Source organism: Chryseobacterium turcicum (assembly GCF_021010565.1).
GTDB classification, from domain to species: Bacteria; Bacteroidota; Bacteroidia; order Flavobacteriales; family Weeksellaceae; genus Chryseobacterium; species Chryseobacterium turcicum.
Map to the genome: position 1 here is coordinate 2,981,030 of NZ_JAJNAY010000001.1, position 16,126 is coordinate 2,997,155.

At 34.0% G+C, this 16,126-nt stretch carries 12 protein-coding genes; 6 read left to right on the forward strand and 6 right to left on the reverse strand.

Features of this window, described 5'->3' with window-relative positions; genetic code table 11:
• Positions 1-40 precede the first annotated feature (40 nt).
• The 4 genes from LO744_RS13580 to LO744_RS13595 form a co-directional block, all read right to left on the reverse strand.
• The gene (locus LO744_RS13580; protein ID WP_230670088.1) at positions 41-2,026 is read right to left on the reverse strand and encodes a urocanate hydratase; all 1,986 of its coding nucleotides are present in this window, start codon (positions 2,024-2,026) and stop codon (positions 41-43) included.
• Positions 2,027-2,236: 210 nt separating this feature from the next.
• The gene (locus tag LO744_RS13585) at positions 2,237-6,436 is read right to left on the reverse strand and encodes a T9SS type B sorting domain-containing protein (RefSeq protein WP_230670090.1); all 4,200 of its coding nucleotides are present in this window, start codon (positions 6,434-6,436) and stop codon (positions 2,237-2,239) included.
• Between the two features lie 290 nt (positions 6,437-6,726).
• Complete coding sequence (locus tag LO744_RS13590; protein WP_230670092.1) at positions 6,727-7,071, reverse strand: phage holin family protein; 345 nt, start codon at positions 7,069-7,071, stop codon at positions 6,727-6,729.
• A gap of 94 nt (positions 7,072-7,165) precedes the next feature.
• Entirely contained in the window at positions 7,166-7,564 is a 399-nt protein-coding gene (locus tag LO744_RS13595) for a PaaI family thioesterase (protein WP_230670094.1), read from the reverse strand.
• A gap of 272 nt (positions 7,565-7,836) precedes the next feature.
• Here LO744_RS13595 and LO744_RS13600 point away from each other — a divergent pair, with 272 nt between their 5' ends.
• From LO744_RS13600 to LO744_RS13610, 3 genes are all read left to right on the forward strand, one after another.
• Positions 7,837-8,574 (forward strand): hypothetical protein, encoded by a 738-nt coding sequence (locus LO744_RS13600; protein ID WP_230670096.1) that lies wholly within the window; start codon positions 7,837-7,839, stop codon positions 8,572-8,574.
• A gap of 39 nt (positions 8,575-8,613) precedes the next feature.
• Positions 8,614-8,838, forward strand: a complete 225-nt coding sequence (locus LO744_RS13605; protein ID WP_230670098.1) for a hypothetical protein — start codon at positions 8,614-8,616, stop codon at positions 8,836-8,838.
• 118 nt (positions 8,839-8,956) lie between these two features.
• Positions 8,957-10,264 (forward strand): DEAD/DEAH box helicase, encoded by a 1,308-nt coding sequence (locus LO744_RS13610; protein ID WP_230670100.1) that lies wholly within the window; start codon positions 8,957-8,959, stop codon positions 10,262-10,264.
• 64 nt (positions 10,265-10,328) lie between these two features.
• Here LO744_RS13610 and LO744_RS13615 read toward each other — a convergent pair whose 3' ends face one another.
• Positions 10,329-11,219, reverse strand: a complete 891-nt coding sequence (locus tag LO744_RS13615) for an SMP-30/gluconolactonase/LRE family protein (RefSeq protein ID WP_230670102.1) — start codon at positions 11,217-11,219, stop codon at positions 10,329-10,331.
• A gap of 256 nt (positions 11,220-11,475) precedes the next feature.
• On the opposite strand from LO744_RS13615, the gene ccoG reads away from it, so the two are divergent.
• Positions 11,476-12,918: a cytochrome c oxidase accessory protein CcoG gene (gene ccoG, locus LO744_RS13620; RefSeq protein ID WP_230670104.1), complete on the forward strand. Its 1,443-nt coding sequence runs from the start codon at positions 11,476-11,478 to the stop codon at positions 12,916-12,918.
• Between the two features lie 5 nt (positions 12,919-12,923).
• On the opposite strand, the gene LO744_RS13625 is transcribed toward ccoG, so the two are convergent.
• Positions 12,924-13,802, reverse strand: coding sequence for an AraC family transcriptional regulator (locus LO744_RS13625; RefSeq protein ID WP_230670106.1), 879 nt, complete (start codon positions 13,800-13,802; stop codon positions 12,924-12,926).
• A gap of 114 nt (positions 13,803-13,916) precedes the next feature.
• Between LO744_RS13625 and LO744_RS13630 the strand changes: the two genes are divergently transcribed.
• A complete protein-coding gene (locus tag LO744_RS13630) occupies positions 13,917-14,261 on the forward strand; it encodes a MerR family transcriptional regulator (RefSeq protein WP_066677715.1) in 345 nt (114 codons plus the stop codon).
• A 454-nt stretch (positions 14,262-14,715) separates the two neighbouring features.
• Positions 14,716-16,020, forward strand: a complete 1,305-nt coding sequence (locus LO744_RS13635) for a helix-hairpin-helix domain-containing protein (RefSeq protein WP_230670108.1) — start codon at positions 14,716-14,718, stop codon at positions 16,018-16,020.
• The last annotated feature ends 106 nt before the right edge of the window (positions 16,021-16,126 follow it).

Genomic DNA, 16,126 nt, shown 5'->3' on the forward strand with positions numbered 1-16,126 from the left:
TGAACTCATTTTCAAATCTTCAAATTAATTTATTTTCAAATTAAAAAAGACTTTCATCCACAAAATTCGGCAAAGTCACTTTCAAATTCGGTTCTGCTTCCATCGCTCTTTTGATGGCGAAAACAGCACCTTCATTTCTTGCCCAGCTTCGTCGGGAAATTCCGTTGTTGACGTCCCAGAACAGCATTGATTTTAATCTTCTGTCGGCATCATCGCTACCATCGAGCAACATCCCGAAACCACCGTTGATGACTTCGCCCCAGCCAACGCCACCACCGTTGTGAATACTTACCCAAGTTGCACCACGGAAACTGTCGCCAATCACATTGTGAATGGCCATATCTGCCGTAAATCTCGAGCCGTCGTAAATATTGGAAGTCTCTCTGTACGGAGAATCCGTACCCGAAACATCGTGATGGTCTCTACCCAAAACCACCGCTCCGATTTCTCCGTTGGCAATGGCTTTGTTGAAGGCTTCTGCGATTTTCATTCTTCCTTCTGCATCAGCGTATAAAATTCTCGCCTGCGAACCAACAACTAATTTATTTTCCTGTGCCCCTTTAATCCAAGTGATATTGTCTTTCATCTGCTGTTGGATTTCTTCAGGAGAATTTTTAATCATTTCCTCTAAAACGTTGCAGGCAATTTCATCTGTTTTCTGTAAATCTTCAGGTTTTCCACTGGTACAAACCCAACGGAACGGCCCGAAACCATAATCAAAACACATCGGCCCCATAATATCCTGAACGTAAGAAGGCCATTTAAACTCTCTTCCCAAGGTAGGATTATCCGACATTACATCGGCTCCGGCTCTGGAAGCTTCCAATAAGAAAGCATTTCCGTAATCGAAGAAATAGGTTCCTTTCTCGGTGTGCTTATTGATTGCTGCAGCGTGTCTTCTCAAGGTTTCCTGAACTTTTTCTTTGAATAATTCAGGGTTTTCTGCCATCATCGCATTAGACTCTTCGAAAGTTTGTCCGACCGGATAATAACCGCCCGCCCAAGGATTGTGAAGCGAAGTCTGGTCGCTACCGATATCGATTCTTAAATTTTCTGCATCAAATTTTTCCCAAACCTCAACGATATTTCCTAGATACGCCAGAGAAACCACTTCCTGATTTTCCTGAGCTTTTCTAACTCTTGCCACCAATTCATCAAGATTTTCGTGAATTTCATTCACCCATTTTTGTTCGTGACGGATTTTGGTAATCTTTGGATTCACTTCTGCAATGACAGTAACACAACCTGCAATATTTCCAGCTTTTGGTTGCGCTCCGGACATTCCGCCTAAACCTGAAGTGACGAATAATCCGCCTTTTGGTTCTTTATTTATTTTTCTGAAAGCATTCAGAACCGTAATCGTCGTTCCGTGAACAATTCCTTGTGGACCGATGTACATATAACTTCCCGCCGTCATTTGTCCATATTGTGTTACTCCAAGAGCATTGAATTTCTCCCAATCATCCGGTTTAGAATAATTCGGAATCATCATTCCGTTCGTAACCACCACTCTCGGTGCATCTTTATGCGAAGGAAACAATCCCATCGGATGCCCTGAATACATTGTTAATGTTTGCTCGTCTGTCATTTCAGACAGATATTTCATCGTCAAAAGATACTGCGCCCAGTTGCTGAAAACCGCACCGTTTCCACCATACGTAATCAGTTCGTGAGGATGTTGTGCCACGGCATAATCCAGATTGTTCTGAATCATCAGCATAATCGATTTTGCCTGCTCAGATTTTCCGGGATATTCTGCAATGTCTCTCGCTTTCATCTCATAATCAGGGCGAAAACGGTACATATAAATCCTTCCAAACTCATTGAGTTCTTTTTTAAATTCTTGAATTAATTCTGCATGAAATTGCGGTTCGAAATAACGTAAAGCGTTCTTTAATGCTAATTTTTTCTCTTCATCCGTTAAAATTTCTTTACGTTTCGGAGCATGGTTGATATTGGTATCGTATGGTTTTGGCTGAGGTAACTGATTAGGAATACCTTGCTGTATTTGTTCTTGAAAAGTCATTATATAATTGATGATTTTTGTTGATTGTTATTTGGTTTTAAAGATATTCAAAATAGGAAATTCCTGCAACTCTAATGAGAAAATATGCAGAATAAGAGAATTCCCCTCCTTTGGAGGGGAATTTTAATCCTGTAAAAAAATAATTTAGATACAAATAAAAACCTCACTGAAAGTCAGCGAGGTTTCATCATTTAAAATATTTTTAAAGTTTTAATTATTATTCTTCACTAAAACCCATCCTGTAAACGTTCTTCCATCCGGAAGTGTAATTACATACCAATAACTTGAAGTAGGAATCGGTCTTCCAGCGATTGTTCCGTCCCAGATAATTTCAGTGTTTGTATTTTGCTCGAAAATTAAATACTGATAACGGTCAAATACTTTTACATTGGTCATTTTTGTTCCGAAAACATGAAGGTTTCTGATAATCCATTTATCATTCATCCCGTCTCCGTTTGGTGTAATGGCATTTTTAATATCTAGAATAACTCCATCCTGCTTTACAATACATTTTCCTTCAACATATTTTACGTAGAATGTTGTAATTCCTGTCGGAAGATTGTAGAAAACATTTGTGGACTGCCAATTAATTCCGTCAATTGAATAGAGGATTGGCTGCGAACCGGTGGCTATAATTGTATAGGTATTACCACTCGCAATCATATTCTGAATAACAGGAACATCATAATATTTTGCTTCAAAAGTAGCAGTGTAAGAACATCCGTTATCGGCAGTTACGGTAACTGTATAAGTTCCGACCAAATTCATATTAACAATCGTATCGGTAGTAGAAACTACCTGACCTGCAGGATTTGTCCATACATAACTTACAATATTAAATCCTTCTACTTCTAAAGTATAACTAAACCTTCCATCCGGACAGAAATACTGTATTGGAATTTCAAAGACAGGAACTTTTTTAAGCGAAATTTTAATCGTTGCCATTTCAGGGCAAAATCCGGGAACACTTACTTTTACATAAATAATATCTGACCCTAAATTTTGATTAAAAGAATAATTTGCAGGATTTGTAATGGCATTCGTTCCTGAATTTAAATCAGCTAAAGAAGTGTAATAAGTAAAAGTAGCATTAGTCCCTGAAAAAATTTGCGATTGATATTGAGTAAGATTTACATTTTCAATTCCGTCATTTAGCGTATCACAAACATCATTTAGAAGAAACGGCCCCGCATTTTGAAGCACGACTTTACTACCAATAATAAAATTAATCGTTGCAATATCATCACAGCCGGGAATATTCATCACTTTTACCCAAATCTGCTGTGGAAAAGGATTTGCCGTAAAACTTTGCGGATTTGAGATTGCATTGGTTCCGTTTTGCGCATCACTTTGAGTAAGATAGAAAGTGAAAGTATTAATCTGATTCGGAATATCGACATAAAGATTGGTGTAATTCATTAGATTGACTTCGAAAATTCCGTCAAGATTATCATCACAAACCGTTATGCTAGAATTAATAGCTTTTGGAGGAAAATAGGTATTCAACTCAATCGGGGCTACCGAAAAACAACCCGTCGTTTTCGACTGAAATCTTGCCCAAACCTGCACCGTAGAAACCGTTGTCACCATACTGTTTCCAATCTGAGTGGAAGGAATTCCTGCATTGGCTTCGGCTAAAGTATTGTAGTAAGAAATAGTCATATCGGAAAGTGGATACGTGTTCTGAGAAGCTAAAAATAGTTGTGAAACCGCATCATTGAGCTGAAAGGTTTCATTTAAATTAAAATCTTCATCACACGTATTTAAAACCGCATTCTTTAATACAATCACCGGTAAAAACGTCATCTGAATATTTAATTGTGCTGCAGAAAAGCATTCATTATTGTTGAATTTCACTTTCACATAAACCGTTGCACTCCCTTGAACAGGAAACTGAGTAGGATTACTAATAGTTCCCGAAAAAACGTGTGTCGTAGGATTGTATGAAGTGTAATAGGTAAATGTAATATTCGAACCACTAAAAATTTGAGGCTGTGCCAATAAAAGATTGTACAGCTCTACTCCATCATTATTGTTGTCACAAATATCAGTCAGATTAACATTCACAACATTATTTACCGCGGGAGTTGATACCAAACTAATCGTAACCGGATAAATCTGAGTACAATTGTAAGAATTTATTTTTACAAAAACCTGTCTTGTACCCACGACATTGACACTTGTTATAGGGTTGGTACCGTTCTGAGCTTCAGTCTGCGTAAGATAGAAAGTCGTCGTTGCATTCTGATTTCCGATAATAGCGCCAGAAAATTGGGCAAGAGAAACTACTTCTGTGTTATCATTATTAAAATCACAAACCGTAAAATTTGAATTTACAATAACCGGATGAACCAAATGTACAGTAATCGCTTTAATGGTATAGCAGGTTTCGCTTTCCTCAAACCGAACATAGAAAGTCTTGCTTACCAAGTTGCCATTCTCTGTAATAGTCTGGGTTGGTGAAATAGGACTTATCCCGTCTAATGCAGCTGAATAATTATCATAAAACTCTATAACAGGTACCGTTGCAGGAGCAATAAGCATATTGGCAGACAATGTTTGAAGATTTACAGTAATATCATCGATTCCATTAAAACAGATATATTCATTTTTATCATTAACCAGAATCTTTATAAAAGTGATGTTTAAATTGACAGGGACTACCGCAAAACATCCTCCCGGAATCTGAACTCTTACATAAACCGTATACTGCCCTTCTTTAATAAATCCTATCACAGTTCCCGAATTATTATAAGCCTCTGCAAAAGTCTGATATACCGTAAAAATAGCTCCGGGTTGTGTTGTAATTAGAGGGCCAATGTTTAAACCAAAATCAAAAGGTTCGTTATTATCTGCATTAATATCACATATCGTGTACGGAAAGTTAATCGGTGAATTGGCATTAACACCCGGCTGAAAAGTGAAACTAACAGGCCCGAGAATATAAGTACACGTTGCATCCTGTATTCTCACCCAAAGTTGAGTGCTTGTTGTAATATTTGCAGTCGTTACGGCATTTGTATTATTTTGAGCATTCGCCTGAGACAGATAATATGAAAATCCGGATGTTCCTGCAGGAAAAAGAAGATTATTAAAGAAACTTAAATCAAAATTGGATTCAATTCCATCATTGTTGGTATCGCAAAGCGAAATAGTATTCGTTAAAAGATTTTTAGTCGTAAAATTCAAGGTAAGAACCGCAACTCTAAAACATCCGGGAACATTGGGATTCTGAATTCTTACATATAAAATTTTATTGCCGTTCAAAGCATAGTTTGTAGAAATACTGTTTTGATTATTCTGTGCATCTGCTAAAGAATTATGAAAAGTAAAATTAAAATTCGCAGGATTCTGTGAAGTTACGTTGGCTTTAAAATCATTTAAATTAAGCTGAACCGGTGCATTTCCGCAAAAATTTTGGGTATAATTTCTTGAAATAGGATAAGAAGCATCAAAATCAAGCGTAAAATCATCCGTTAATGTCAAATTACTATTTCCACAAATATTAAAAATAACATTAGCAGTATATACTTCATTCTGTGTAGGGCATAAAGTAGCCTGAATTCCTGATGCTACGGTTTGTCCTGCAGAATTAGTCCATGTCACCGTTGGCTGAATCACACTTCCATTAGGTGTAAACTTCCATGATTCCTGTAAAGCCTGCCAATTTCCGGTATTTCTTGAAGGCGGAGAATATCCTAAACTTCCGGTATCGTTTATAATGCCTATTACAGCATTTTCAAACTTTCTGGTTGGGCATGGTGTCAGTTTTTTGTCTACAAAAACTTCTACAATATTTGTAGTTTCGTGCAAAACAATTTGTGACGAAGAGCGGTCGGTACACCCCGCAACTCTTCCGTCATAATAACTGATGACAAATTTTCTGTAAGGCGCTGTTCCCACTGTTGAATAATAAATCTCTGATGCATCTGCAGCAGAAAAAACCATATCGTGATACACTCCGAAAATAGAATTCTTAGGCAAACCAGCATTTGGATTTTGCCAAAGAACATTAGGGTAATTAATATTTCCCTGCTGACTTAAATCGAAAGTGACCATTCCGTTTGATCCAATCACAAGAGCTTCGAAATATTGATTGAAAAAACAAAATTTAAACGGTAAATCTATTTTTGGGGTGAATACATCATCAAAGTTAGCGTTCAGCGCCGTTCCCTGATTCATCGGAATGGGTGGATTATACGTTCCCTGAGTAAGTTGGTACGTTGTAGATTGTTTCAGCTCCGGATATTCTAAATGAAGCGGAATACAGCCATTAGCATCGAGGTCGTTTGTACAGGTTACGTGAAAATTTTCATTCCCTAAAGCGTCTTTAACTTTAATACTTACGGGAGCCTGAGAATAAACATAGCAACTGATAAACAGTAAGTAAATCTGTAAATATTTTGTCATAAAATTTGGTGTTACGAAATTATCAATTAATCAAAAAATGATTTATCAATAAATATACTTCAAAAATAACACTTTTATTTTACAAAATAAATAAACATAAATAATTATTCACAATCAATTAAAAATTAATTAATACTATAACAATAACCGAATATTAAAGCATTATACTCCCATTTAAGTACCACATAAACTCTAAAATACTCATTTTTAAAGCCTTAAAAATTCATCCATTTCATAAAAAAGTGGAAATCTTTAAAATTTCCACTTTTTTTACTTTAAAATTATATTAATTAATCTCCATCTGAAAACATAGAATTGGCAAGTGATGTCACTACAGACAGTGCAATACTGAAAATAAATGCCCACCAAAAGCCGTCTACCATCATGCTATCGATAAAGTAATCTGCTATAAGAATAATAATCGCATTGATTACCAAAGCAAAAAAGCCTAAAGTAATGATGGTTAAAGGCAAGCCAAAAAGACTTAAAATAGGTTTTACAATAAGATTTAAAAGTCCTAAAACAATTGCAAAAATAATTGCCGTTGAAAAACCATCAAAATGTACACCCGGCAAAATCTTGGTCAGTAAAAATGCGACAATAGCTGTAACCAGCAGTCTAATGATAAGGTTCATAGTATTTAATTTTTTAATATTATTGACTTTTATAAACAAAACTTATTCCAATCACACTCAATTGCCGATGAATAATGCTTTTGCTATTGTAAATCTATTTAATTTTCATCATTGTTACCAAAGAAGTTGCCACATGACTTTCAGAACTTCGGTTTTCATCGACTGTATAAATTTCAGTTCTAATGACACTGATTTTAGAACCACCTTTCACAACATACGCTTTTGAAACCAAAGCATCACCCATTGCAGGACGAAGATAATTAACCTTCAACTCTACCGTCACCACATAGCAATCTTCTTCATAATGGCTTACTGCAGCATAGCCAGACGAAACATCAACCAAAGAGGCAATCATTGCCCCATTAAACATTCCTGCTTTTCGGGTCATCAATTCCATTTTTGGGATTTTTATAGATACATAATCGGTTTCTACTTCTAATAATTCGGCTTTGTAGAATTTTAAAGTTTCTGAACGGTCGAAACTGTCGGTCATTAATTTTCTTTTTTCAGGAGTCATGTCTATAGTGAGTGTTTGAGTGTTTGAGTGTTTGAGTGTTTGAGTGTTTGAGTGTTTGAGTGTTTGAGTGTTTGAGTGTTTGAGTGTTTGAGTGTTTATGCAAATTTCTTTAAATTATTTTGAATACAAAACACAATGGTTTATGTTTATTATATGCTATTCTTTATATTTGACAGACAAAAAAAATGAATTAAGGTTAGAGCTACTACCTGTATAAATACCTATATCAAGAAGAGATTTTCAAAAATATGACACGAATTATATTATTTTATTTACTTACCACTTGTTTTTACAGTTTCGGACAAAAAACAACAACTAACACTGACATAGCAGATTCTAAAAACCCTTTATATATCGATTTAACTGAATATGATATTAATAAGCAAAAAGTTGATTATATCGCTAATTTAGATTTTAAAAATGCCATAATAACAAGTGACCTTAAATTTTCCCCTAATAAATATGACTTCTATAATGTTTATAAAAGTCCTCATCATGGTAATGTAAAACAAGTTAAAAGCTTAAAAAAAGGGAATAATTCATTTAAAATAGACAAGTTTAACGATAAAGGATACTTAATTGAGTCTGAATATTCCTCTGGTGGTAATTTTTATTACACTTATGATAAAAACAACAATTTGATTAAGGAAATTAAAATTAAAAATGGAGATACAGTTAAAGTTAAAAATCTCTACTATAACACCAATGGAAAGATTGAAAAAATAATAGAGAATAATCTAAAAGAAAAAAAGGATTACGAATTTAATTTAGATATTTTAATAACATATGATGGTGAAGGAAGACCTACAAATATCACAAACAACAATCTAAAAAGAAAATATGCAAAAGAAATATCTTACAAAGACAATAAGGTAATCATCTTATACAAGTCAAAGAATATAGAGGACAAAGAAGTTTATATATACTCACGTGAATACAAATTATTGAAGGAAGAAAATCAAAATTACATTACAATAAATAAATAAATAAATAAATATGATGAATCTAGCAGACTAATTAGCTGTATGACCTATAGAGATAACGAATATTGTTGTACTGATTTTTATAACCATGACCAGAAAGGCAATACTACGGAGAGAACTTTCACCAATCATTTAAAAAACCACAAAGAAGTAACTACTTACAAATATGAATTTGATAATTTGCAAAATGTAACTTATGAGTTTAGTTCAAATAATATTTCTGGGAAAGAATATGAAACTTACTATGAAATTGAATATTTTGAGTAATAAAAAATCCTATCAACAATACTCATTTTATTTCTAAATTATTCTAAAAAGTGATTTCTTTTAAAGTGATTTAGTAGAGGTTTTACTATTTCCATCCAAAATCTCCTACCTTTGCACCATGGAATTAGAATCTATTTATAAAAAACTGCAGATTCAGGATATGAATCAAATGCAGAAATCTACATACAAAACTTCCGAAAACAATACCGATGTTGTGTTGTTATCACCTACAGGATCAGGGAAAACGTTGGCTTTTCTCTTCCCTTTATTGAGAAATTTATCTAAAGAATCTACAGGAATTCAAGCTGTTATTTTGGTTCCAGCAAGAGAATTAGCTTTGCAGATTGAGCAGGTTTTTAAATCGATGGGGTCAGATTTTAAGGTGACGGTTTGCTATGGCGGTCATGATAAAAAAATTGAGGTTAATAATCTAAAGGAAGCTCCAGCGGTATTAATCGGAACTCCCGGAAGAATTGCCTATCATCTAAGAAATAAAAATCTTGATGTAAAAACAATTAAATATCTGGTTCTCGATGAGTTTGATAAAGCCTTAGAATTTGGTTTTCACGATGATATGGAGTATATCATTGAAAATATGTACAACCTTTTTCAAAGAATTTTGACTTCAGCAACTTCAATGGATGAAATTCCAAGTTTTACAGGTTTGAAAGACGAAAAAGTAATTGACTTCCTGAAAACCGGAGAAAACAAACCTGATATTCAATTAAAAAAGGTAATCACCACTTCTGAGGAAAAATTGGATACTTTATTTCACCTTATCTGTAAAATAGGAAATAAAAGAATGCTTATTTTCTGTAATCACAGAGAAGCAGTAGACCGTATTTCTGAGCTTTTGCGTGAAAAAGGTATTGACCGTGAAACGTTCCATGGCGGAATGGAACAAGACGAAAGAGAACGTGCATTATTGAAATTCAGAAACGACACCGCAAGAGTATTAATCACCACAGATTTGGCGGCAAGAGGTCTAGACATCCCAGAAGTAGAATCGATTGTGCATTATCAGCTTCCAACAACTGAAGATGCTTTCATCCACCGAAACGGAAGAACAGCTAGGATGAACGCGAAAGGTTCTGTTTATTTAATTATGACTGAAACCGAAAAGTTCCCATTCATCAGAAAAGACACTCCTGAAGAGTCTGTAACAGAATTTTCTACCGTTCCTAAAAACTCACCATTCCAGACGATTTACATCAGCGCCGGAAAAAAGGACAAGGTAAATAAAGTAGATATCGTAGGATATTTAATAAAAAAAGGGGAACTGCAGAAAGAAGATTTAGGTCTGATTGAAGTAAAAGACACCACTTCTTATGTAGCTGTTTCCAGAAATAAAGTAAGAGAATTACTTAAAAAACTAAGCACCGAGAAGCTAAAAGGTAAAAAAGTAAAAATGGAGGTTGCTTATTAATTTGAGATTGAGGCTAAGGTTGAGACTAAGAAAAATCAACCTTAACCTTAACCTTAACCTTAACCTATTTCAATCCTGTTGTTTTCGTTGGTAAAATGTAAACTGATTTTGAAGCAGTAATAAACAAAACATTATTCTTTTCGCCTCCGAAAGTTACATTTCCTGTCCAGTCTTCAGGAATTTTAACGTGATGTACTTTTTCACCTTGAGTATTAAAAACAGTGACCCCATCTCCTGTGATGTACAAATTCCCTTGTTTATCAAGCGTCATTCCGTCTGAACCCATCTCACAGAAAAGTTTCTTTTCAGACAATTTCCCTTCACCCAGAATATCATAAACATAGGTTTTTCCGGCATCAATATCTGAAACATAGAGTTTTTTCAACTTTACGCTTCCAATAATCCCATTAGGCTGAACAAAAGTTTCCAGTTTTGAAATTTTACCGTTTTTATTTCTGTAATACAGATTTTTCTCAGGAATTTCTACTTTAAAATCTTGCCAATACTCTCTTTTATACAAAGGATCGGTGAAATAAATTCCACCATTACCATCTAACCAAAGGTCATTGGGGCCATTTAATCGTTTTCCTTCAAAACCTTTAGATAAAACCTCAACCGACTTATCTTTACCAATTTTCCAAATCTCACCTTCATTGTCTGAACACGTAATCAGATGATCATTTTCATCGAAATAAGTTCCGTTAGCTCGACCTGTTTTATCTAAAAACAAGGATACTTTATTGGTTTTCCAATCCCAGAAATAAATCTTATCGTTGGGTTGGTCTGTAAAATAAACATTTCCGGCTTTATCTGCGGCAGGACCTTCGGTAAATGAAAATTGGCTGGATATTAATTGCGGTTCGGCATTTTCAAGCATAGCATTATAATTTGTTGACTGGCAACTGGTCAATGCCAAAAGCAAACCAACAAGACCTGCATTCAATATATTTTTCATTTCTATAAATTTAAGGCATACAATTTACGATTTGTAGAAAGCTTCCCCCAATTTAAATGAGCAATTATTTAGTTTAAGTAAAAATAACAGAATGTCTCATCTGTCCTATTCTATAAGTATATAATATTATTTATTAAAACTTAAAATTAAGAGCTTTGTACCATCATTTATTAAGGACTATTTAGTCTGAATATTATTTCAGAATTGATTCATTAGTCATCTAAAAAAGTCCTTTTTATTAAATAAAATTCAAAAGATGAGCATTCAGCAGGGAAATATAAAAATTCCGGGAAGTGATGGGGAAGCGTTCAGAGATTCTGTAGGAACAATGGACGATACAGGAAAGCGAAAATGGGTATTTCCAAGAAAACCAAAAGGTAAATTTACCAATTACAGAGATTATACAAGTTATGTCTTATTAGCGTTATTTTTTGGAATTCCATTTTTAAAAATCAATAATAATCCGTTTCTATTAATCAATCTTATCGATAGAAAATTTTTTATTCTGGGGCAATCTTTCTACCTGCAGGATTTTTTCATTTTAGCTTTGGGAGCGGTGATTTCTGTTATTTTTGTCATGCTTTTCACTGTCGTTTTCGGAAGAATATTTTGTGGATGGCTGTGTCCGCAAACCGTTTTCATGGAAATGGTTTTCCGTAAAATAGAATATTGGATTGAAGGTGACCGTAACAAACAAATGAAACTCGCCAGACAGAGTTGGGATTCTGAGAAAATAAGAAAGAGACTTTTAAAATGGTCAGTTTTCTTTATGACGTCAGTGATTATCTCCCACTTTATGTTTATGTACATTGTTGGATATGAAAACATTTTTAAAATCATTCAGGAAGGACCAGTAGAACATCCTTTGCATTTTACGGCAATGCTTTCTTTTTCATTAGTCTTTTATTTTGTTTTTGCCTGGTTGCGTGAGCAGGTTTGCACCTTAATCTGTCCTTATGGAAGACTGCAAGGCGTACTAATAGACAAGCAAACCATCAATGTCTATTACGATACAAAAAGAGGAGAAGGTCGCGCCAAATGGAGAAACGGAGAAGACAGAAAATCTTTAGGAAAAGGTGACTGTATTGATTGTGGACAATGCGTAGTCGTTTGCCCTACAGGAATTGACATCAGAAACGGTCAGCAATTAGAATGTGTCAACTGTACTGCCTGTATCGACGCTTGTGATGAGGTCATGGTAAAAGTGGGTTTACCTACTGGATTGGTACGCTATGCCACAGAAGCAGAAATTGAAACCGGAAAAAAACTCGGGATAACTTCAAGGATGCTCATCACTACAATATTTTTGGGATTATTGATTGGGTTTTTAGGGTATTTATTAAACGACAGAGGTTCTATGGAAGCAAAATTTATAAAGCCGGCCGGCTCAACATTTTTCGTGAGAGACGGAAAAATCATCAATAATTTCACCTATACTTTTTTAAATAAAACGAATGAGAAAAAAGTAATTACAATAAAAGTAACGCATCCCAATCATGCCGAAATTATCTCTTCAGGCCCGAGCAAAATCACTTTAAAAGGTGACCAGATTCTTAAAGGTTCTATCAGTATTGCTTTCCCTGAAAATGAAATAAAATCGGCCAAACAAAATATAACATTTGTTGTTTTAGATGATAAAAATGAAGTTTTAGATACTTTTGAAACAACTTTTGAAGGACCTTTTAAGCTTACATTGTAAAAGTATCAATGTTTATGGTCTTTAATAAACTGCGAGGGTGTAATCCCTGTATTTTTCCGAAATATCCTCGCAAAATAAGAATACTCTTCATATCCTAATCTGAAAGCAATTTCTACAAGACCTTCATCAAGATAAATCAGCATTCTTTTGGCTTCCAGAATTACTCTTTCAGTGATAATTTCTGAAGCTGTTTTTTGCATAACGGTTTGAGTAATTCTGTTGAGGTGTTTTGCCGAAATTTTTAGTTGTGAAGCATAATAAGAAATCGATTTTTGAGAAGTAAAAGATTCTTCAAGTAAGTTTTCAAAATCCTGATAATGCTTAAAATAAGACACACTTCCCGCTAACGCATTTTCATCTTCTTTAGAAAACGCTCTTGCTGAATGAATGTAAATTTGAGAAATAAGAGAAAGAATAAAACCTTGCTTCATCACATTCTGAGCTTGATGTTCACTTCCAATAGCTTCAAAAAGATGAATCATATTCATTAATTCCTCTGATTGAAGCTGAAGCTTTCTAGGAAAACTTGGAGAATTAAAAAACGGAAAATTTTTCAGTTTTTGGTTGACGTAATGCATTTCATAATAAGGCTGAGAAAAAAAGAAAATGTAGCCATCAGTATCCGGAGAAAGCTCCCAACTGTGCACCTGTCCCGGAGAAAGAAAAAACAAACTTCCTTCAGAAACATCATATTTTTGAAAATCTATCTCATGAATCCCTGTTCCTTTCGTAAAAATAACGGTGACATAAAAATCGTGACGATGTGGTTTCTCGATGTGTTTATGACTTGAAACCAAATGATTTTTCAGCGTATTAAAGTAAAAATCCGGAGCGTTTTTCTCTGACTGAAAAAGATTGATATGCAATACCGAGATAGAATTCATCCTGATTGATTAAGTTTGAAAGAGAACAAAAATACGCTTAACCTGCACATTTTACAACGTGTATTTGTACTAAAGCTTAAAAAATATTTATCTTTGAGTTTTTAGGATTTTATAATGAAGACAAATTTACCCGACAAACTGTATTATTCGATAGGAGAAGTTGCAAAAGCATTCGATGTAAACGCTTCATTGATAAGATATTGGGAACAGGAATTCCCCATCATCAAACCTAAAAAAAACAAAAAAGGAAACCGCTACTTCACTCCGGATGACATCAAAAACCTGAAAATCATTTATCATTTGGTAAAAGAAAAAGGATACACACTTGACGGAGCGAAAATAGCACTCACCACAAATTCAAAAATTTCTGAAACGGTGACCTTAATCGACCGTTTAGAATTTGTAAAGGCAGAATTACTTAAACTAAAAGATTCTTTGGTAGAAAAAGATTCTGAATAAAAATGTAATTTAAAAATGATTAAAGTAAAACACCGAAAACATTTAAAAACTCTGGCTGGAGTCTCATTATTTCTTATAATTTTGGGAGCTTTTTTTAATGTGAACACCTACTTAATGGCCGCTTTGATTGGAATTTTTGTAGTGTCGATTTTCCAAATTTTGAATCACAAAAAAAATGGTTCTTAAGTTTTTTTGTACTAATAAACCCACAATCAATTCAAAAACTTTCTAAGATATTGGCTTTATTGAATTAAAATTAACGGATTTTTTTGTAGAAAAGAATTCAGAACAAATCTATTTCCCCAAAAAAGCAAGTACGCCTTACAATTCACTGTAAAACAAATATTTAATTATTATTTTTTCATTTTATAAGCCTATGAATTAAATTAATTCATAACTTTATTGTATTCTGATTTCGGTAAATCGAAGTCAACCAAAACATAAATACACAACGATGAAAAAAAATTACTATCAAAAGATGGGAGTTTTGGGAATACTCCTTCTTACGCTCACCATATTTCAAAATTACACGGATAAAAGTGAAATAAAATTTCCCGAACTTACTTTTATTTCTGAAAATCTACCTGCAGAATCACTTTCTGATTTTAATCCCAACGATTTAGATGAAACTCAATGGCAAAAGCTCGGATTTTCAGAAAAACAAACCGCGACAATTTTAAAATACAAGAAAATTGTCGGTGGAAAATTTCTTTCCAAAGAGCAACTCAAAAAATGTTATGCTATTTCGGAAGAAAAATATTCTCAGTTGAATTCTTTTATTTTATTGCCTGAAACCAATTCTGAAGCGAAAGGAAATTCAGGTTTTAAAAGTTATGAAAAGAAATCTTTAAACATCACAAGGAAATTTAATCCTGACCAACTTTCACAAGCAGATTGGGAAAACATGGGATTTTCTGAAAAACAAGCCGCTGCTATTCTGAAATATAAAAATTATTTAGGCGGAAGTTTTGTGAGTAAAGAAAAGTTCAAAGAATGCTTTATCATTAATGAAGAAAACTATACGAAACTTGAACCTTATTTAATTCTTCCCGCAAAAACTCCAGCGAATTTTAATGCGTATGCTGGAAAATCGAATTCGTTTAAAACTAAAACCGTACAAACCAACTTTGACCCGAATACTTTGGATGTAAATGGCTGGATGGCCTTAGGCTTTTCTGAAAAACAAGCCAATGTCATCGTCAATTACCGTGACAGAAACCTTAAAGGAAGTTTTAAAAATTTAGAAGATATTAAAAACTGTTTTGTCATTTCGGCAGAAAAGTTTGAAGAATTAAAGCCTTTTATCAAACTGAACGTTTCTACAATGGCTAAAAATTCTGACGAGAAAAAGCCTGAACCCAAACAAGATAAAACTGATTTTTCAAAAACAGATATGAATTCTATTACATTCAAACAGCTTTTAGAGTTTGGTTTGGATGAAAAAAGTGCCGGTTCAATGATTGGTTTCAGAAAAAAACTGGGCGGATTTATGACCAAAGAACAGATTTTAGAAACTTATAATATCGATAAAGATTTGGTACAAAAATTATTAAGCATTGCTCCACTCGATAATTCAAAAGTTGAGCGACATACTTTGGTTGATGCACCTGAAGAATGGCTTAAAAACCATCCATATTTTAAATATTCTGCCGATAAAATTATTTATTACAGAATCAGCAATCCCGATGATAAAAAAATCTGGAAATTATTGAAAACCAAGCCAGAATATGAAGCGAGGATGAGACTTTATTTAAAGTAGGACGCTGGAAGTTAGATGCTGGAAGTCCGACAAGTGCCATTTTCTTAGGCAGTCAAAACTTTCACTATTTGGACAATGTCTGATTTGATGGCTAAATAAACTTCCA

Bases quoted from the DNA above. Each gene is read 5' to 3' on its own strand.
- LO744_RS13600 (WP_230670096.1), top strand. From the start codon at position 7,837: ATGACACGAATTATATTATTTTATTTACTTACCACTTGTTTTTACAGT.
- ccoG (WP_230670104.1), top strand. From the start codon at position 11,476: ATGAGCATTCAGCAGGGAAATATAAAAATTCCGGGAAGTGATGGGGAA.
- LO744_RS13585 (WP_230670090.1), bottom strand. From the start codon at position 6,436: ATGACAAAATATTTACAGATTTACTTACTGTTTATCAGTTGCTATGTT.
- LO744_RS13615 (WP_230670102.1), bottom strand. From the start codon at position 11,219: ATGAAAAATATATTGAATGCAGGTCTTGTTGGTTTGCTTTTGGCATTG.
- LO744_RS13590 (WP_230670092.1), bottom strand. From the start codon at position 7,071: ATGAACCTTATCATTAGACTGCTGGTTACAGCTATTGTCGCATTTTTA.
- LO744_RS13610 (WP_230670100.1), top strand. From the start codon at position 8,957: ATGGAATTAGAATCTATTTATAAAAAACTGCAGATTCAGGATATGAAT.
- LO744_RS13635 (WP_230670108.1), top strand. From the start codon at position 14,716: ATGAAAAAAAATTACTATCAAAAGATGGGAGTTTTGGGAATACTCCTT.
- LO744_RS13630 (WP_066677715.1), top strand. From the start codon at position 13,917: ATGAAGACAAATTTACCCGACAAACTGTATTATTCGATAGGAGAAGTT.
- LO744_RS13625 (WP_230670106.1), bottom strand. From the start codon at position 13,802: ATGAATTCTATCTCGGTATTGCATATCAATCTTTTTCAGTCAGAGAAA.
- LO744_RS13605 (WP_230670098.1), top strand. From the start codon at position 8,614: ATGACCTATAGAGATAACGAATATTGTTGTACTGATTTTTATAACCAT.
- LO744_RS13595 (WP_230670094.1), bottom strand. From the start codon at position 7,564: ATGACCGACAGTTTCGACCGTTCAGAAACTTTAAAATTCTACAAAGCC.
- LO744_RS13580 (WP_230670088.1), bottom strand. From the start codon at position 2,026: ATGACTTTTCAAGAACAAATACAGCAAGGTATTCCTAATCAGTTACCT.